This window comes from Microbulbifer sp. NBRC 101763 (assembly GCF_040371615.1).
GTDB lineage: Bacteria > Pseudomonadota > Gammaproteobacteria > Pseudomonadales > Cellvibrionaceae > Microbulbifer > Microbulbifer variabilis.
This window is the reverse complement of sequence record NZ_BAABQV010000002.1, coordinates 278867-298499: the sequence shown is the minus strand read 5'-3', so window position 1 is coordinate 298499 and position 19633 is coordinate 278867. Positions and strand designations below refer to the sequence as shown.

Annotated in this window: 17 protein-coding genes; 6 read left to right on the top strand and 11 right to left on the bottom strand. The window is 46.7% G+C overall.

Annotated elements, in window-relative coordinates; all coding sequences use genetic code 11:
• The first annotated feature begins 198 nt into the window (after positions 1-198).
• From ABWV76_RS06710 to ABWV76_RS06690, 5 genes are all read left to right on the top strand, one after another.
• Positions 199-1059, top strand: coding sequence for a DUF3014 domain-containing protein (locus ABWV76_RS06710; RefSeq protein WP_353375583.1), 861 nt, complete (start codon positions 199-201; stop codon positions 1057-1059).
• Between the two features lie 127 nt (positions 1060-1186).
• Complete coding sequence (locus ABWV76_RS06705) at positions 1187-1435, top strand: hypothetical protein (RefSeq protein WP_020414375.1); 249 nt, start codon at positions 1187-1189, stop codon at positions 1433-1435.
• 10 nt (positions 1436-1445) lie between these two features.
• The gene (locus ABWV76_RS06700) at positions 1446-1634 is read left to right on the top strand and encodes a hypothetical protein (protein WP_353375582.1); all 189 of its coding nucleotides are present in this window, start codon (positions 1446-1448) and stop codon (positions 1632-1634) included.
• 1076 nt (positions 1635-2710) lie between these two features.
• Positions 2711-4621, top strand: a complete 1911-nt coding sequence (locus tag ABWV76_RS06695; RefSeq protein ID WP_353375581.1) for a VCBS domain-containing protein — start codon at positions 2711-2713, stop codon at positions 4619-4621.
• Between the two features lie 43 nt (positions 4622-4664).
• Entirely contained in the window at positions 4665-4964 is a 300-nt protein-coding gene (locus tag ABWV76_RS06690; RefSeq protein ID WP_020414371.1) for a hypothetical protein, read from the top strand.
• Positions 4965-5115: 151 nt separating this feature from the next.
• Here ABWV76_RS06690 and ABWV76_RS06685 read toward each other — a convergent pair whose 3' ends face one another.
• The 6 genes from ABWV76_RS06685 to ABWV76_RS06660 form a co-directional block, all read right to left on the bottom strand.
• Positions 5116-6624: a tryptophan halogenase family protein gene (locus ABWV76_RS06685; protein ID WP_353375579.1), complete on the bottom strand. Its 1509-nt coding sequence runs from the start codon at positions 6622-6624 to the stop codon at positions 5116-5118.
• Positions 6625-6758: 134 nt separating this feature from the next.
• Complete coding sequence (locus ABWV76_RS06680; protein WP_353375578.1) at positions 6759-9623, bottom strand: TonB-dependent receptor; 2865 nt, start codon at positions 9621-9623, stop codon at positions 6759-6761.
• 170 nt (positions 9624-9793) lie between these two features.
• Entirely contained in the window at positions 9794-10756 is a 963-nt protein-coding gene (gene glk / locus ABWV76_RS06675; protein ID WP_020414368.1) for a glucokinase, read from the bottom strand.
• 228 nt (positions 10757-10984) lie between these two features.
• The gene (locus ABWV76_RS06670; protein ID WP_211214947.1) at positions 10985-11293 is read right to left on the bottom strand and encodes a DUF1272 domain-containing protein; all 309 of its coding nucleotides are present in this window, start codon (positions 11291-11293) and stop codon (positions 10985-10987) included.
• A 192-nt stretch (positions 11294-11485) separates the two neighbouring features.
• Positions 11486-11797 (bottom strand): cupin domain-containing protein, encoded by a 312-nt coding sequence (locus ABWV76_RS06665; protein ID WP_353375577.1) that lies wholly within the window; start codon positions 11795-11797, stop codon positions 11486-11488.
• A gap of 61 nt (positions 11798-11858) precedes the next feature.
• Positions 11859-12158 carry a hypothetical protein gene (locus ABWV76_RS06660; RefSeq protein WP_353375576.1) on the bottom strand — a complete coding sequence of 100 codons (300 nt, stop codon included), beginning with the start codon at positions 12156-12158 and terminating at the stop codon, positions 11859-11861.
• A 452-nt stretch (positions 12159-12610) separates the two neighbouring features.
• Between ABWV76_RS06660 and ABWV76_RS06655 the strand changes: the two genes are divergently transcribed.
• Positions 12611-13204 carry a TetR/AcrR family transcriptional regulator gene (locus ABWV76_RS06655; protein ID WP_282952311.1) on the top strand — a complete coding sequence of 198 codons (594 nt, stop codon included), beginning with the start codon at positions 12611-12613 and terminating at the stop codon, positions 13202-13204.
• A gap of 62 nt (positions 13205-13266) precedes the next feature.
• Here the strand turns inward: ABWV76_RS06655 and ABWV76_RS06650 are convergent, their stop codons facing one another.
• The 5 genes from ABWV76_RS06650 to ABWV76_RS06630 form a co-directional block, all read right to left on the bottom strand.
• Positions 13267-13797, bottom strand: a complete 531-nt coding sequence (locus tag ABWV76_RS06650) for a hypothetical protein (protein ID WP_353375575.1) — start codon at positions 13795-13797, stop codon at positions 13267-13269.
• A gap of 111 nt (positions 13798-13908) precedes the next feature.
• Entirely contained in the window at positions 13909-14133 is a 225-nt protein-coding gene (locus ABWV76_RS06645) for a hypothetical protein (RefSeq protein WP_353375574.1), read from the bottom strand.
• A gap of 361 nt (positions 14134-14494) precedes the next feature.
• Positions 14495-15679 (bottom strand): hypothetical protein, encoded by a 1185-nt coding sequence (locus tag ABWV76_RS06640; RefSeq protein ID WP_353375573.1) that lies wholly within the window; start codon positions 15677-15679, stop codon positions 14495-14497.
• Between the two features lie 11 nt (positions 15680-15690).
• Positions 15691-16506 (bottom strand): outer membrane lipoprotein-sorting protein, encoded by an 816-nt coding sequence (locus ABWV76_RS06635; RefSeq protein ID WP_020414362.1) that lies wholly within the window; start codon positions 16504-16506, stop codon positions 15691-15693.
• Positions 16487-18844, bottom strand: a complete 2358-nt coding sequence (locus ABWV76_RS06630) for an efflux RND transporter permease subunit (RefSeq protein WP_353375572.1) — start codon at positions 18842-18844, stop codon at positions 16487-16489. The genes ABWV76_RS06635 and ABWV76_RS06630 overlap by 20 nt, the downstream gene beginning before the upstream one ends.
• Positions 18845-19633 lie beyond the last annotated feature (789 nt).

Sequence of the window (19633 nt, the reverse complement as noted above, 5' to 3'; positions counted from 1 at the left end):
GGGGCGTAGATTCGGGCTATTGCGACCGCAGCGTCCGGTTAATATCCCTTTTTCACCATAAGCCTCATGAAAGCACAATTCCCCTTTGCGACTGGCTGCAACGGAGAGTAATGTAAAACTCATACACCACGGAGAAACCGCAGGGCTTTATCGTGGTCCAACCGTTACATTCTGATAGCAGCAAAAAGGAGGCAGGGAATGTCGGAACACCAGTCTAGGCAAGGGTGGATCATCGGAATTATTGTGGTGATTGTCGTCGCCGCGGCAGCCTATTGGTTGTGGACCGGCGAGGAAAAGAAGAATGAAGTTCCCATCACCAAAGTAATCGAAGAGCCCCAAACCACCCCCGAACCGGAAACAATGGCGCAGCCAGAAGTGGCCGCACCCATTCCAGAACCCCAAGAACCCGCACCGGCAGAAGAACCCGGTAGAGAACCCCCTCCTCCACTCAACGAGAGTGACAAAGCCGCTTATGATGACCTGATGACCCTGGCACCAGATAACGCACTATCCCGCTGGCTGGTGTCCGAGGAGGTAATCCGCAAATGGGTAGCCGCTGCCAATGCAGGCTCACGCGGCCAATTGATCCACAAGCATCGCCCACTCAAAACAATTCGCGGCCCGATTATTGTCGATGGCTCATCTATGGAAGGCTACCAGTTATCTCCGGATAACTATCGCCGCTACGATCAACCCGTGCGAATTTTCGCCCTGATGAACACCGATATGGCGGTAGGTCTCTATCAATACTGGTATCCGCGCTTGTCCCAAGCCTGGGGTGAACTGGGTATCCGCGATAAAAGCTTCCACCAAGTAGTACTTGAAGCCATTGACCAAGTGCTGGCAGCACCGGAAGTAGAGGGCCCTATCCAGCTGGTACGTCCGTCGGTTTACTATAAATTTGCCGACCCTTCACTGGAAAAACTGCCCGGTGTGCAGAAATTGATGATCCGTATGGGTCCAGATAACGCCACACGAGTTAAAGAAAAACTCAAAGAGCTAAAGGAAAAGCTACAGGCCATACCAGTACAACAGCCCCAACAGGAACAAAACCAGTAATTCCCATAACCAGCCTGTGCCAACCTACTGGCACAGGCTAATAAAAGCCCTCTCTCAATATCTTATTCGCCCCCTGATCTCCTTCTTACCGATAAAGCCCCTGCTAACAAGCCTATAGAGGCCCACTTTGAAATATCTTGCCCCCGGCAGGCCGCTGGCTGTCGCACTTATCCTCATTGATTCGGTCGCGCACGCAACCCTGGAAATACATTTTGCACCGGCTCCAGAATGGGTAGTAGAGCTGGCACCAGTAAAATCCGGGCGGCCACCAGAAGACAATGTGCGTGTGCATTTATCCAAGTCCCAGATACTGCACCAGGGACAAGAACAGAAGTATTATTTCCAAGCCACTATGCAGCCACTGTACCAGCTTTAGGTCAGTGAAATTGTGGAGCACAACTGGCCAATGGGAAAATATTGAAGGGTTATTTAAGCAAGCTATTGAAGCAGATTTTCCCGCTGCTTATTTTCATTATGGCAGTTATCTGCTTGAAATAAGCGATAAAGATCATAACAGCAAGGGGATTGAATATCTGAATAAATCCGCCAATTCAGAATTTCCTCTCGCTCTCTAACTGAGTGCATATATCGCCAAAAAAAAATTGTATAACCAGCAAAAAATGGACAGCTAGCCCCGAAAAACTAAGAAGCTACCGCCAAATGTCGATGCATCAAAGATCAGTTTTACATGGGCGCTCTGAATGCCAATGGAAATCTAGTACAGACCAACCACGAAAACGCCTACGACCGGTAGGCTCTCTGTGTCAAGACAAATAATCTGGAATGCCTTACCAGCACTGCCTTAGGGCTGGTGTAAAACAGAACTATCAGCATGCAGCGGAAAAGAATCAGTATGCTGTAATACAGGGTTCTGTCAGGGCCAGTTATAATCTAGGTTCACTCTATCAGGGTAGTCAGGAGGTGGAGCAGGACCTCGGGCTGGTAATCGAGCTCCTCACTCAGGCAGCAGAGGGCGGCTCGGCAGTGGCAATGCAAAACTTGGGCTTGATCTACTCAAATCCCAAATATAGGCTAAAGGGTTACCTCAACGCTCTCCAATCGTTTGAGCGAGCAACGGAAAATTAATTTTCACGAGGTTATTTTAATCAAACTCGCATGCTTGAAGAATGTCTAGAGGTAGACAGAAATCAGGATCGCGCAATAGAACTCTATAAGAAGTCTTCCAGACTTGGGCATGCTACTTCATCTCTTAAACTAGCAAAGGTATACAGTAAAAAGTATTCCAATGGCAGAGACCAAGCAAAAGCTTTGCATTATTTAAAAATAGCCATAGAAAAAAGCGAGAATAAAACCATAAGACATACTTTAGAGAATGTGTCAGAAATCACAAAGTTGTGATTTTATAGATTTAGAAACAATAATCAGTTATTTATCTACCGAAGATCATTAAAAAATTACTTATAGTTCCAGCACCTTAATAAGATGAGCATCCTGCTTGTGATACTCCCCTCACACTAGCACCTTCCTACCGTTGGCTCATATGGACGGAAATCAACTGCTTCAAACTCTAAGGTTGTTCATAATTTGTAATGAAACCTTAAATTCATACCCGACGTCACAGAATAACAATTTACCCTCCCTATAATTCGATTCAATTTTCATCAACTACATTCGAATTAATTAAGAAATTATGAGAGAGCCATTAAAACTACTAACAGTCTTCAGTTTATCCGTTTTCTTGACAGCCTGCGGTGGCGGCAGCGGTGACAGTGGCCAGAGTCCGGACGATGACAATGCCAATAACCCTGTAAGTGATGGCAGTGGCGATAACGGTGATTCCAATAATGGCAATGACGGTTCAGACAATAGCACTGGCGGCAATACAGATACTGATACCGGCAATGACACAGATAGTAACGGAGTAATCAGTGGAGGTGAGGGTAGCGTCACAGAAAATGTTGAAATAACTACTTCAGGTCAATTGATAGATAGCGGCAACACAGATCAAACCTTTGAGGAAACTGGCCTTCAAGGAAAATATGGCAACCTGAAAGTCTCTTCAGATGGCAATTGGAGCTATACCCTAGAAAGTAATCTGGCTGATCCACTAAATGCAAACGAACTGGTTACAGATGAATTTTCTGTTGGCATTGGAAGCACAGAAAAAACAACAACTATTACCATATCAGTCACAGGTACTGATGACGCTTACACTTTTGATCCCGGCTCTCCCTTAGCTACTATGATCGTAAATAACAGAGAGCATGCTAACGGAACTATGATGATAGAGGATGTCGATGGTAATACTCCAGAATTTCCTGAGGAGACTATTTCAGGTAGCTATGGTGAGTTCAAACTTCTAAAGAATGGAGATTGGGAGTTTACGCTAAACAACAATGCAGATAGCCTGAAAGAGGGTGAAACAGCTGAAGATACCATTGCATTTCAATTAACAGACGGGACAGAGCAATCTGTTACTTTTACCATAGCCACTATTGACCCATCAGAGAGTAGTATAGTATTTATTTTAATGAACTTCTCTGATGGCCTGGCAACAGACCAGGGTGATCTTACTCACATAGCGAATACTGTCTTCAATGATAAAGATTCACTGGATAACGCCTATAGAGAAAACTCTTTTGGGCAGTTAAAGTTCCTACGCCATAGAATCAACGATAAGTCTCTACAGCACTACTGTTACGGCGAACCAGGCAATGAGGATACCTCTGTTGACTGCATGGTCTTCAATATTCCAGATAGCGAGAACGGCGGTACATTAAGCATTGCAGATGCAGTTGCTCGTGCCGAGGCCGGCCAGGAAGGGGAATATACAGATGACGGCTTCACATGGCGTGACAAAGCCTACCAGTGGGCGAGTGATAATCTCGTTGACGAAAATAACCAGCCACTAAACTTACGCAACTGGCGTCATCAGGTCTTCATTTATCCAAACGCGTCTTACAAAGCTGGTCTTGTAGGAGCTGGTGTTGCCAGCGTTGGAGGGGGTATGAGCCTTGTTGCCTCTTTCTCCGATCAAAATGTTATGGGACATGAACTAGGTCATAATATCGGCCTAAGCCATGCAGGCCTGGATAGCAATAATGATGGTGATACTAACGATAGCGGAGATAGTGAATATGGCACTGATGGCTCATTAATGGGCAATCGTTCTCGATCAAGATTATTTGGCAGTGCGCATCGAGAATATATGAAGTGGTATAACCTCTTCCCTGAGTACACAACAACAGTTGAACAAGTTTCCAGCTCATCCCAAGATGTGGAAATCGAAGCCATTGAATTAACTGCTGGAGAGCTTTCTGGCTCTCTTCCCCAGCAATTAAAAATAGAGAGTAATGGTAGCAGCAATGGACAAAACCACTATTATGTTAACTACCATGTAGCTCACGATATACTGAATCCTAGGCCTCACTTTGAAGATTCAGTAACCGTTCACTATCTCAATGGTAGAACGTCCAACCATGTAGCAGTTTTAGAGCAGGTTGGTGATAGCTTCACTGACTCAAAAATCGGACTCACAATTACGTACAAATCATCCGACTCAATCAAGAAATCTGCTGTAATCACAGTGAGTTACAACTAATTACCTTAGAGAAAGTTAATAAAGTATTGGAAGGATAAATAATATGCTTAGAGTTTTGACACTGATCACAGGTATAACCCTCGCCGTTTTTGCTCAAGCAGAGGAGGTCGTAACCGGCACTTTGGAAGAAATTATTTCTGAAGACTTTGAAACGGGAAAGGTAGAAAGACGCTTTTCCCTCAAAGATGAGCAAAGTGGTCATTATTACTTTATTGAAGCTGAAGAATTAAAGCGCAAGGGTATGAAAACTGGGGATCGAGTAAAAATTCGCGGTGAACGCGGAAAAAAACGGATGCTACATATCAAGGAGACCCAAAAACTTGAGACTGAGGGAGAGGAATAAGTTAGCCTGTCGATTTACTATAGTAAACACTGACTATTTAAATTTTTCTCTCTGGGCGCCTACATATAGTGCGCCCAAGAAGTTACAGCTTTATACTGACCTCCAGCCCCGCTTTACGCGGGGCTCTTAACATCCCTGGATTTCAATGCATCTACGAAACAAGTAACTTCAACTGTTGAATATGTGAGGTAAAATTTAGGGCACAGCGACGATTAAAATCCATAATTTCTTCAATTTTATACTTGTTCGCCAACTCATTACCTGGACGTAACTGCTCCTGTCCCGGGTAAATTCCCTTGCCAGTCAATAGGCAATTCCAGGATACATTCGGGAAATAGACATCCAGTTTTTGATCCAGTAGTTCATCAGTAATATTCTTGCCTGCCATCCAGGACATCAAGATTGAGCGCAGGGAGGGAGATATCTTTTCATTAGTGCCATTGGCAATCCAATAATCCGTATCTGTTCTCGAACTAATACGGTAGTGACAGACAATATAGTCCCGCACCGCATCAAAACGAGCGCTGATACGATCATTAAAGTCAGCCCTATACTTATCTGTATGATCACCATTGTTATAGGCCTCTATAAAGCGCACAACGGTTTCCTGAACCATATCCAACGCCGTTGCCTCCAAAGGCTCAATAAACCCTTGGGAGAGCCCCACTGCCAGGCAGTTCTTGGCCCAGTGTTCGGCAACCCGACCCACCTTGAACTTTAATCTACGCGCCTCGACATCACTGTCCAACAGTCCCAAGTGAGCGCGAAATTCCGTTTCCGCCTTGTCATCATCGACAAAGCGGGAACTGTAAACATAGCCGTTGCCATTGCGATTAGTCAGTGGGATTTTCCAGGCCCAGCCATATTTCATCGCAGTAGAAATAGTGTGCGGTGCATACTCTTTCTCCTGATCTGTAGCAAATACAACCGCAGAATCGTTAAACAGACTCTCAGCGCTACTAATAAAAGGAATTTTCAGGGGTTGTTGTATGAGACTTCCACGAAAGCCGGAACTATCCACATACAGATCCGCTTTGAGCACTTCACCATCAGTAGTTTTCAGGTGATCAATATTCCCCTGTGCATCGAGCATGGCGCCAGCCACTGTCGCCACCTTATAGCGAACCCCTTTCTGTTCTGCAACACGCCGCAGGAACTGGCCCAATAAACCAGAATCAAAATGGTAGCCATAGGCAATTTCAAAGGGGAAGTTTTCCGATGCGACTGGAGCTAATTTTTGCCGGATCAACTCAGTTGCCAGAAAGAAGTGGTCCGGGTGCCCCTCCAGGTCAACGCCTTTCCTGCGCAGATAACTATTATGAAAAAATGCCGGGATAGTAAATTGGTCCGGCTGGCCGACAAAGGGATGAACATACTCGGTATAGCCCGGTTTGACCGACCAATCCCTAAAGGTAATACCGACCTTGTAAGTAGCGTTACAAGCAGGCATCCACTCCGATTCGCTAACCCCTATAGTCTCCATAAAACCCTTAAGTGGCGGAGTTGATCCCTCCCCCACACCGATAATCCCAATATCCGGTGATTCCACCAGGGTGATTTCAAACCCTTTATCCTGCCAATGGGTCGCCATCAGATTGGCGGTTATCCAGCCAGCGGTACCCCCGCCAAGAATAATTATTTTTTTGCGTTGATTGCTCATGGCGACTCTCATAAATTCGGCACCGCACTTGTTTTCGGGCCATTTAACATTCCAAAAAAAACCGCCCGGCAAGCGTAGCTCAGCGGGCGGTCTCTTATCACATCTTCGGTTTACACCGTAAGAATCAGCGATACTTAGTAGCTATAGTTCAAGCCGAGGTAGAACTGACGCCCAAACTCAGTGTATTCACCGAGGACACCATCTACTCCGTAGGATTTCACATCAGCCTCATCCGTAAGATTGTTCGCTGAGAAAATCACATCGATACCATTATCAAATGCGTAGGATATCTGTGCATCGACAGTGGTATAGGCTTGTGCTTCCACAGGTGTTGAACTACCTGGTACAGGCATATTCAGGATAAATTCATCCCGATAGCGAACGTTGACGTGGGAGCTGAAATTACCGATGTCCCAGAATACTGTAGTGCTCCAGACATTTTCAGAGAGGCCCGGCAACGGCAGGTTTTCACCATAGAGGTTACCGCCACTCACTTCGGTTTCACTCTCAGTATATGAATAGCTGGCGGTCATACCCAAGCCAGCCCAAATACCTGGCAGCTGATCAAAGGTTTTGGTACCCGCAAGCTCGATGCCTCGAATATAACCACCCTTGTCGTTGTTCACGTAAGTCTCGAAAGCGCCGGCTTCCAGACCAACGGGAATTTCAATGCCCAGGGAATCAAACAGCGCCGTTCGATCTGCCTGGCTGTCCAGGTAGATATACTGCTTTTCTACCAGGCTTTCGATATCTTTCCAGAAAATGGCTGCAGTTACCGCGCCGCCATCTTCGAAATAGTGCTCATAAGCCAGGTCAAACTGGTTTGCACGGAAAGGATCGAGGTAGGGAGACCCCTTGGTCCAAACGTTGTACTCCGTAGCGCCATCGTTGTTAACACTGTTCCAGGAGCCAGCGCCGCCCTTCAGCTGCCCAACCGGCGGACGGCCCATCACTTTAGCTGCAGCAAAGCGAATGTAGTCCTGCTCGGTCAGCTCAAAGTTCAAGTTAAGGGAAGGCAGGGTGTCTGTGTATTCGGGGCCGTACTCAACATAGTCGTAGCTATCTGAAGTTACACCCACGTCATCAGTAATTTCGATACCATTGCCAGCACCCACATTTTGGATACCGCTGGACTTCACATCGGTTTCAACAACCCGTACACCGAAATTACCAGTTACTGGAATACTACCCAGCTGGGTTTCAATATTGGCCATCAGGTAGTAGGCAAAAACTTCCTCTTTCACAGCACCGGACTCAACGAAAGTCCAGTCCTGGCTAAATACCTTTTTACCTTCGTAATTACCTGCACCAAAAATGCTGGAAGCCAGAGCATCCATATCGTTGACTACGAATTGTGGTATCCCATTGGTGGATTCAACGCTGACATAGTCGTCCAGTAGTTGCGGCTCACAATCGATGTCGGACAGGTTATCCGCACAGTAGTCATTGAATTGACCATCGCGGCTACCGTACAGGAAAGCACCACGCTCAGAATCGAAGGTACGCTCAGAGACACGGAATCCAGTCTCAATAGAGGCAATGGCTCGCCACTCCAAGTCAAACTTGTAATCGAACTTGAAGGCTTCAACTTTATCGGTGTACTCGTGGGGGTACTCTTCGTAGCGCGACAAACGCATGGTATCCAGATCGGTGAAATCTACACCGGAGAAAACGCCTGAGGGAATACCGTCACCATTAAGGGAATAGGCAAAGCTCTGCCCAGCAGCTTCTTCCCAGGTCTCTAAGTTCCCATTGTCATCGTAGGTCAGGTCGTAAGCGTGCATGGATACAATCTGATCCTTGCGCGTCTTGGTGCCCTTACTATAGGAGTAGTCAACGGCCAGAGTGTGGCGGTCACCAAAATTCCACTCCAGGTTCAGGCCAATACTATCGCTGTCCGCCTGAGTGGATTGATCCTCAGAGCGGGATTCAAACCAGGGGCTGGAATCGTAAACAGTTTTTGGATCGGTAATAATTACCGTTCCATCGGTAACCACTCCGCCGTTTACTTCCGTATCGGAAAGGGTATACATGTCTGTATTGGCCAGCCCACCAACCGTAATACCGTGGCGGGTATCCACACGCTCAAAGTCAGATTTGAAGTAATCCAACTGGGCCTTGAAACCATCGGTAGGCTCAAAAACGACGCTGGCCAGGTAACCATTGCGGGTATCGGTACCATCACCTGACTGCCATTGGAATGCGCGCGGCAAGGCATCTGCGCTGCCGTCACCATCGTAATCGCTTGCCGGCGGTTCATAACCGATCTGGGCGTCTGCACCCGTGCGGGACTTTACAAAGCTGTTCGGCTGCTCAAGGTGGGAATAACCCAGGGCGACGCCCACCTTGTCATCCATAAATTTACCCATGTACGACAGCGTGACACGCTCACCGAATTCGTCAGCACCGACGTCGTCGGCTGCGTCGTTAAACGACATACGCACATTGGCATTAAAGTTGTGTTCTTTCTCGGCGTCGAGAGGATTGGCTGTTTTCAGCTCTACAGAGCCCGCTACACCACCTTCGATATGAGAGGCTTTCGGAGTCTTGTAGACCGCGGCCTGATTAATCAGCTCAGCTGGGTACTGGTCAAAAGAGATCCAGCGAGTACTTTCGGTATAACCACTGGTAGAGGCCTGCTCACGACCATTCAGGGTGGTCTGCAGGAAGTCGCCATTCATACCGCGGATATTTAGCTGTGAGGACTGACCGTTGGATCGCACGGTGGTTACGCCGGGCAAGCGGCCCAGGGCATCGGCGATTGATTGATCGGGAAGAGATGACAGAGCGCCCGCATCTACCACATCGGCCACAACATCGGCGGCGCGCTTGGCTTCAACGGAGTCCAAAACGCTGGTGCGAATACCGGTAACTGTTACCTCTTCCAGTGTTTCCTGCTCTTGCGCATAGGCCCCAACCGAGGTGGACACGGAGGCCGCGATGGCAGCAGATAGCAAAGTGGGTCTGAGCGCCCCTTTACCTTTATTGGATAGACTCATCATCTTCTCCCTGGACTTATCGTTATGTTGAGACCCTGCATCCTAGGGCGGCCCCTAATCCATAACATCCTCCCCCGAGGGGGGAGGAGGTGGGAGAAACTGTGATTTTGTTCACAGGGGTGCATCTCTACACCCCACACTTTAGTATGTTGGCTATTTATACAGGAAAATCACCCCTCAAGCTGTACCGCAGCGCCAATCAAGGCTTGGTAACCGGCTTTAAGAGCATATACAGGCACAGCCTCCATCCACTGGGCTACCCGGCCCTTATTCAGAAAACGTTGCTCGAATTCACTCTCCGGCAGCAGCTCCGCAATACGTGGCAGTATCCCACCACCTAAGAAGACACCCCCTCGGGCCCCGATATACAACGCCGCATCCCCAGCCGCACTTCCAAGGAAATTCAGGAAATCCAGTAAAGTTTCACGGCATACGGGATCTGTTCCGCCCAATCCGCGCGCGCTAATGTCGGGAGGGCTCAAGTCTTCCGGTTCCTGTCCATTCAATTCGCAGACCGCACGATAGAGGTTCACCAAGCCATTGCCCGACAGCACCCATTCATTAAAAATAGGTGCGCGGCTCTTCATCATGATTTGCAGAAGCTGTAATTCTCGCTCAGTGGATACTGTCAGATTGGCGTGGCCGCCCTCTCCAGCAAGGACATGATAGCGGCCATCTGCCTCAGCCAAACCTGCTACACCAAGACCGGTTCCCGGCCCAAGTACAGCCATTGGCGCACCCCGCAGCCGGGGAACATCTCGCAATACTTCATAATCGTCTTTTCCCAGACGAGGCAGGGATTGCGCCAATGCGGCGAAGTCATTGATCAGTTCGAGGTGCGGAAAGGAAAACTCCCTGGCCAACTCTCCTGCATCAATACTCCAGCCAAGGTTGGTCATATAGACGCGGCCACCGGAGGCGGTCTTTTCTAGAGGGCCCGCGGCCGCAATACACGCCTTCTCAGGCCGGGGGCCTTCCAGTTCATCAAGCCAGTGTTGCAGGGCGGCATCAAAGCCCTGAAACCGCTTACAGTCCACTACTTTCAGATCTTCAAGCTGGTAACCAGCCGCCACCGGTTTGGCAATGGCAAAGCGGGCATTAGTGCCGCCGATATCCGCTACGATACTTGTCATATTTATCCCTATGAGATCCCCCCAAAAAAGGCGATATAAGTTACGGTGTCAGAGAAAATATTGCCAGCCCCAAAAGTTTGCCAAAGGGGCTATCTCAGCCCGGAGAGGAACCGGATAGTCGATAGACTGGCCATATTTGCGATTAGGCACTTAATAACAGCAAAATCTAGACTGCAGGGCTAGATTTGGTCAAACAACCAAACTAGCTTTATACCTCTTTAAGGGCTTTCAGCGCTCTTGAGGGGCTACTCCCTTCACGGACACAGCAAAGTCCTGCATCTCCTTTTTACTGTAGCGACTCAAAACTCGCTTTTGCGATGCAGGTTGAAACCGGATCCCCACTCCTTCACGTCTTGCCAACCGCGGCCGTACAGGGCGAGGGCAAAATCCACCACCGCAATTGGGGCAGACATTACTCAAAACCTCTTCAACACAGGATTTGCAGAAGGTGCACTCATAAGTACAGATCATTGCCTCAACAGAATTTGGCGGTAGATTTTTATCACAACATTCACAATTCGGCCTCAGCTCCAGCACTGGAAACACTCCTCTATTATTTTGCCAACTCCACTAATTGATCATCTATCGAAAAGAAAAACCAACCCATAATCAGATAGACATGTCTGTTTTTATACTGAAAATTTTTCTCATAAAAAATAACAATAAATTTCTCTTCTACTTAAACTCGTTTTACAAAAAGTCCTCACTTTTAAAATAAGCGAAAAGCAGTTAAACACCTCTCTCATGCTCTATAACCAGAACCCTTGCCACCCCTAAAGGATGTACGAGATATTCTGCACCTTCCGACGCATAAAATATATCCCTTGCATTAAGCACTCCGGAGCATACCTTACCTTCACGCTTGTAAAACATTTCCACGCTTCCATCCATAACCGCAAAAACCTCCTGTCCGTCATTAACATGCCCAACATAAGATTTGTCCATCCAGTTCAATTTGGTAGTAATTCCATTCATATTGACAATCAACTTCGATTGCCAGGCCTTCTCTCCAACAAATTGACAACGCTTTACAATTTCCATCAGATATAAAATTCCAAACTCAACAGAGAGACAAAGATTAAATAGCCGCTGAAATTTATTACTAGAGAGGGGTGCCCCCAATCTCCTGTGCCTGTTTAGGACGCTCAGTCTCATCATTATAGTTCTCAGCAGCATCGTCTATTCTGCGCACGCCAAAAGTTACAGTAGGAGGAATGCCCATGCTTAAATCAATATCAGCAACACGATAATTACATCCCTTGGCCCTCAGAATGGCATTCACTTTCTCCTGTTTTTCTACCGCTTTAATAACCGTATTGGCAATCACTTCATCACTACTAAATGCGGTCACAGATTCATTGACCTTGTCACCAAGTTCCCTGGCTTTATCAAAAATACCCACATCTGTTCCCCTTATCATCTTTACCTATAAAATGAATAAGATCATAGGGAATAACTCAACTCTTAGGAACTGTCTCCAGGCATTCAGCTGCGATGGGTTGCACTACCCAAAGTATTACTTTTACCCAATATCCCTTTACTTATAACCTGATAAAAGTGTACAAAATTGTTTGAATAGTAAACGGCAATCTGACGAACCAGTCATTAACCTTATTATTACAGAGGTAAAATTTATACTGAATATTAGTGGGAATTGTGAAACTGAGAAGTAAAGATTGACTAACCAGCCACCTCCAGAACTATCCTCTACAAACAAAGCCGGACGAACCTTACCCTGCAGTATCAACGGCTATAGACACCCTGAAACTCTATATTTTACTCTGTGCCGCTCCATGTCTTGCCCCCCCCTGGTCGTTATGTCAATATGATTTTTTTGATGTTTGGTAACAACGCATGAGTGGGCGCAAACAGTTCAATGAGTCAGAAGTCCTCGATAAAGCCATGCGCGTCTTTTGGGAGAAGGGCTACAAAGGCACCTCCCTGTCCGACCTTGAATCAGCTATGGGTCTGAATAAATCGAGCATCTACAACTCATTTCACAGTAAAGAAGAGTTGTACGGTCGCTGCTTGGAGCATTTCCACTCCCAGTACGCCTGCGACGCAATGAACACCCTGGACCACCCGGATTTTAACATTGCCATGGGCAGCTTTTTGGAGATGCTACAGGCGGGCATGGAAAGCTCAGAAAATCCAGAAGGGTGTATTGCCACCATGGCAGCTATGGAAGTTGGCGCTAGCGAGGGATTTCTCGCCGACCTGGTGGCCAAAGGTACAAATGAAATGCTGGAGCGTATTGAGTCCAGAATGCAAAAAGCAGTAGAAGATGGCCAGCTGAAGGTTGATACCGACTGTGGTGCTCTTGCAGCACTGGTGATGGCTGTAAGCCGTGGCGTTGTAGCCTTGAATAAAGGTACTGGTAACAATATAGCGGGCAAACGCAGTTACCAGCAGCTCACTGCAATACTGGGCCAATACACCAAGCCCTAATCATCTTGCTGGCTGGAGCTATTTTACGCTGTAATTACATTGCCCTGAGTAACATAAGTAATTTACTTCGGCAGCATACCTTGTAGTGGTGCAAATTCGTTTAGCTCTCTAAATCTGCGCTCGGCCAATGGCCCGGGATGCAGACGTGGTATCCTCGTCCGATCTGTTGCCTCGTTTGCCCGCTCAAAGGCTTGCAGAAATTCCTGGTCGCTATTCAAATGCCCCTGTTGCCTTAGAATTACAGACATTCTGGCGATCTTATTAAGGTCTACCGTGCGACTAAAACGGCGAAACCCTGCATAACTAAAAATTTGATTGACATGGTCATTACTCATGGCTAAGAGCTGATCCATCAACGCAAATAACAGTGTGTTGGCATCCAACTGGGTTAACAAAAGGGTAATCTCTCCTGTTTCTAACTCCGGTAAATCGCATCCATTTGGCAATTCCATAAAAATATCTACAAGCCACTGCCCTTTGTAGCGCATTTCCATATTCCACAGTTGAAAATTCGCTCCAGCATATTCAACCTGCTGTAAACAATTTCGTAACACCTTGGTAATTTCACCTTCATCAATAGGTGAATCACCCAAAATAAAGTACTCAGAGTTGCGCGCCATTTGCGAAAAATTATGATGGTTATTAAATGGCGTGCTGGTATGACAGCCTACTTTCAGGCGAAAGCGCTCACGTATTTCATGCTCTCACGCTTTTTTGATCGCCAGAAAAACAGTTTGAATAATTTCTAAAGTTGGCAACTCCGGCTCTACCCGCCACTTACGCCCATATGCAATTTTGTTTCCCCAACCCTTACTCCGGTAGTTATCAGGACCAATAACACCAACTTGAATAAAAATTCCCCCGGCATCCTGGTCTACGAATATCGGATAATTCTCCGAGCACTCAACTTCGGGTATTAACTGTTCCACAGTTTCCCCTGGTTTGTTTGTAGACCAGATAATGCTGTGGAATGCAGTGATTCCCATTTTCCATGGCGAACACTGGGGGCATATTCAATGGGGGACTCCCCCAAGCCGGGAAGAAAAGAAAATTCCTTTAGGTTTATCTTTAGGTTTATATTGTTCAAGGTTCCAACATTTCGATGATTGATGCCGATCACAGGTTGATATCCTAAAGCCGCACTCTATACTGGGAAGCGCAAAAAAACCGACAGTATGTGGCGAAAATTCACCACTAGACAGCTCCCTACAACTTTTGCTTATCGTAAAAAACACCCTTTCAAAACTGATTTTGGAAAGGGCGCAGAGGGGTTCCTGAGAAAACTATTTTTTAGAAATAGCGACGCAGCTCCAGTTGTAAATAGTCGTCGTTGCGTAGGCTGTAAGTTGGATCCCCCTCATCGGCATTACCGAAGAAACGGGCCTCGGCCTCCAAAAGCCAGCGATCGTCTAATCGATGAGTAACTTCCAGGTTGGTAAAGCGGCTGCCATTATCCAGATCGGTACTTACTGCCAGCAGGAACTCAGTATCCTGTGTATTATTAAGAGCGTAACGAACCCCTACCGCTATATCATTTTGGTTTGCAGTAGACCAAGGCCCACGGCGATCATCAAATTGATATTCCATCAACAAGCCAAGATCGGCCACAGTTTCACGAATACCATATAAACTATATTCGAAACCGCCGACAGCAGCTGTCTGACGATCTTCACCGAGCGGCTTAAAAGAAATGGCTTCAAACTTCCACAACCAATCACCTCGAGTAGTCTGGATATCCACTCCTGTTTGGTCTACTTGAGCATAGTAAGGTGTGAGCAAGCCATCATTACTCGGCAACAGCAGAGGATCCCGATTTGTACCAGAAAAATGACTTAACCCCAGATCCCAATCTCCAAGCACATGACTGTAGCGTAAGGCCCAATCTATGTGTTTTTCTTCCCGGTCAGACTGGTAGATTGCCCCACCCTCATCAACAGGTAGGGAAGCACGCAGCCGTCCCTCACGACCAGCAAATTGCCGCTCGCGAAAACCCAATAAGCCATAAACCTCTAAAGTGCCCCAATCACGTTCCATCAGAAGGTTCACCATGGGCTGGCCTAACTTGTCTTCACCATCGATATTTTCCAGAGCATCGTCCTGATTAATCACATCCACTAAATGCAGGGTTTCAGTAACCCCCCAAAAAACCTTACGCACACCAGCATAGAGTTCAAAACTATCATAGGCCTTCCACCAGTACAGCTCACCGAGATCACCATGGCTGCGCTCGCCATCCTCGCTATCCCAACGACCAAAGGCACTGGCTACAAAGCGCTGGTTACCAGCGTCAAGGTCCCGATAATACTCAAGACTTAAAGATGCGGAAATCCCTGCATCACTCTGGATAGAATCTGCTGGGTCCGCAGTAAAAGCGCGAGCCTCCAGGCCCGCGTAACCGGTTAACTCATTTGCCACTGGCGCCTGACTCAATGCAGCCATCAACGGAAAAAAGGCGAGTATTTTTCGGTTTGCCATGGGCACGCTTCCTACTTCGCCCTTGACAGACTGTTTTTGGTAAAGTCACGATCGGTAAAGCCGTTGCCAAAAACCCAGTCGCTATACTGCAACACAGTAGATTTACCGGTTTGGTGATTTACCATCTCCATTTTATTTGCGCGCCAGTATTTATCGTCATACTGGTTGTAATCGGAAACCGTAAGAGTCTTCATCAGGTCTCCTTTACGATCATAAAAATCTGTCCTCCACGCCCGATATTCTTCCATATCAATCCAGATATGCTGGATGGAGTAACCGGATTTAGGATCTACCGGGTCCAATTCCAAAACAAAGTGATCTCGCCCATCAAAAGTCTCATTGCGCAGATACTTGTAGGTATATTTCTCCACTTCTTGAGAGGCAATATCCTCATAGGCAAATTCACTACCCATAAACGGGCCGGATTTATTGCTGGAGGAAATACGCTTAACGCGTTTTAGTGCAGGTAAGTAGAGCCACTGATCATCGGAACCCACTTTATGGGTAAAGGACAAAAATGCAGTGCCCTTCACATCTCGCGGGTTGTCAAAAATTACCAGGGATTTATCTCCATCATCTTCCTGCTCAAGTGTCTTGGTACGCATAGAGCGCATGCTCGCCTCACCATATTTATTTCGTAAAGTCATTGTGAGGTTGTTACTGATATCACCGAATCCTAAGTCGCGGCGATCGGCCTCTTTCGCAATTTCCAGGCCTTTCTCTGCGGCCAGGTCCAGTTCATTAGCAGCGACTGAAAAAGTAGCCAGTGCCAGTGTGCCGGCAAGCACTCGAGTCAGAAATTGTTTTTTAGAGCGGTTGGGTTGCATAGTCTTGCTCCTTACTTTCAATAGAGGGGATAGCTGGGTCATATGCCTTGGCATCAAGTTTCATCAGAAGAATCGGTAATAGTAGGAAGTCCGCCAGTAAGGCCATCAGAATACAAATTGCAGTTAATATGGCCATGGAGGAATTCATACCGAATGAAGACTGAGCCAGTACCATAAATCCGGCAATCAGAATCAAAGAGGTCACTACAATTGCCACACCCACAGAAGAGAAGGCGTAGCGCAGCCCATCTTCCACGTTGTAGCCGGCACGGCGGCGACGAAGATATTTACTGAGAAAGTGCACGGTATCATCCACCACAATACCCAGTGCCATTCCAGTAACCATGGTTACCGCAACATTGACCTCCGCTACCAGGGCACCCCAGAGGCCAAAAGCCAAGCCAGCGGGTAACAGGTTGGGTATCAGGCTCAAGGTGCCGAGTTTTACACTGCGCAGGGCAATACCAATAAGAGCGGAGATCAGCACCAGTGCCACCAGAGTACCCACCAACATGCCCTCCATATTACGCTCAGCAATATTCGCAAACATGATGGCCGGACCTACTCCGTAAGCAGTGAGGCCAACATTTTTTTCCAGCCAATTACTGCCGGCGTCAGCCACTGCTTTGAGCTCTTTCGACTTCAGATTGTCGAGGGTTACGACTACCTGCGTGGAGGACTTGGCCACATTAAGCTGGTTATTCAAGTCCAGACCATAAGGCAAGGATAATTCATACAACAGTAGATACTGAGCTGCCAGCTCCTGATCGTCAGGCAGCTTGTAATACGCCGGATCATCACCATGCAGGTTTTTGTTCAAACGTTTGAAAGTATCGCCAATCGTATTGACATGACGCACGCCAGGTTGGGTTTCCATCCACTCGGTAAAACGATCCAGCTTAGCGAGGAACTCAGGGTTACTTACACCATTGCTATCGCCAGATTCCAGGGAATAGATCAATTGATAAATACCAGACAGGTTTTCATTGATGTAATCGGAGTCAGCCCGGAACTCTACAGATTCATCAAAGTAACCAACGAAGTCATCATTGATTTCGTTACGCGGCACCATAACCAATAAAGCCAGGGAGATGATGACACCAACCAGAAGTATCGGGCGTTGGCGACTTATAACAAAATCTCCAAGGGCATCCATAGAGCGGCCAATCTTGGATTCGCTGACACGGCTCTTGACCGGCAGAATCGCCATCAGTGCGGGCAGAAAAGTGATTGACAGGAAGAAGGCCACCATCACACCCATAACAGTGATATTACCCAGATCATGAAAAGGGGGCGCATCGGAAAAGTTCATTGACAGAAAGCCGATCGCTGTAGTGATCGACGTAAGAAACACTGGACCCATGTTGAGCTGCAGGCTCTCTTTAATAGCCGCATGCTTACTGAGGCCACGGCGCATAGCAGCAAACAAGCTGACCAGGATATGTATCGAATCTGCCACCGCGAGGGTCATAATAATGGTTGGAGCGGATACAGAGGGAGGAGTCAGTTTAACGCCGATAAAACCAGCCAGTCCCATACCTGCGGCCATGGAGAAGATAATTACTAATAACGCGGCAAATGTGGCACTGACACTGCGCACCAGCAAGAAAACTACAGCAATGATGACAAGATACATGAGTGGAACCAGAGTACTCATGTCTGACTGAGAAGCTTCAAAGAAAGCATTACTTAGCAAAATGATACCAGTCGCATAGACTTCAACATCATACTTAGCTTCAATCTCTTCCATCAGCGCTTGAGCCGCGGCAGCTGCCTCAGGTGTTTCATTCATGGATTTCTGCGGTAGCTGGAAGGTAATATTAATTCCAGTCACAGAGCCATCACTATTTACCAGACGCTCTTTCAAGGTAGGATCCGCAAGAGCTGTGGATTTAATGGAAGCTAATGTTTCGGTATTGAGCCCACTGGCATTTTCCACCAAATCCTGAACTAAAAGATCATCTTCCTCAGCAATGGTATGCTGGAAATTAGTAATAGAATCCACCCGCAGTGCATAAGGCAACAACCAGGATTTTTCGGTCATTTCTTCCACCGCCGCTAGGGCACTCGTGGAGAAGGCTTCGCTACCTTTAGGCACTATGGCAAAAAGAATGTTGTCATTCTTGGTATAAGTACGCTGAATCTGTTCATAGGCCTGTAACTGAGGATTAGCATCACTAAAGAATGCTCGGTAATCGTTGTTAAAACCGAGGAACCTAGCACCACTTACCGCGAGAAAGGTTAACAACAGGGCACCAATAGCGACCAGCCAGCGATATCGAATGAGCCAGTCCGCATAGCGGCCAACCCAATTCGACTGTAATTGGGGGGAAGACATAAAAGCAGCTCCTTCAAACTACCTGATAGAGAAGAAAAAATAGTCTTTAACCAGTATTAATAGATTTCATTTCCCCATGCGGATTGAGGTAATTAAAAAGTGGGCAACAAATTCATTAAATAATTCAGTGTAATTTTATTAGCATCAAAATAAATGCGGACCTATATATATTAACTTTTAATTGAATTAACCAGCCAAGTTTTATTGGCACACACCCACCCCTCCCAGTTAAAGGATGACTATAAAACCTTAAAATTAATTTAATAAGAACCTAAGAAAAAATCTAATGTTGTAAATAACAAAGCTATTCCTAGTTAAGCCAAAATTTTTAAGTCCTTTCATCCCCCATTATTAAGAAGAAGAAAAAAATCCGGGACAGAGGGTGCGCCTTTATATTGGTTGGGCAATCTCCATCTCTCAATACATGCCTTCAAGTCCTAATGAAATTAGTAAACGGGCACACAATGCACTCTGTGAAATAAGCACTTTTCCCTTCCGATCCATTAGAGTTCGGATTTACTAGTCATTACATAGCAAACACACTTAAAAGACCGGCCTCTAGTATCCATTCGAGCATCGCATGCCCTCTTATTATTTCTGTGGCTGTATTGATTCCCACAAGCTCTGCCAACAATCTTGAACCGTTCGGTTCACCTTGTCAACAAATTATGATTGCCTGGTAGCACGAGAGGATTGCCTAAAAATACGACCACCTAAGCCTCATCAGTCGGACACTGATTGAATTAGTCATCGGAGCTTCAAAGCCTATGAGGTTAGAATCCCAATAAC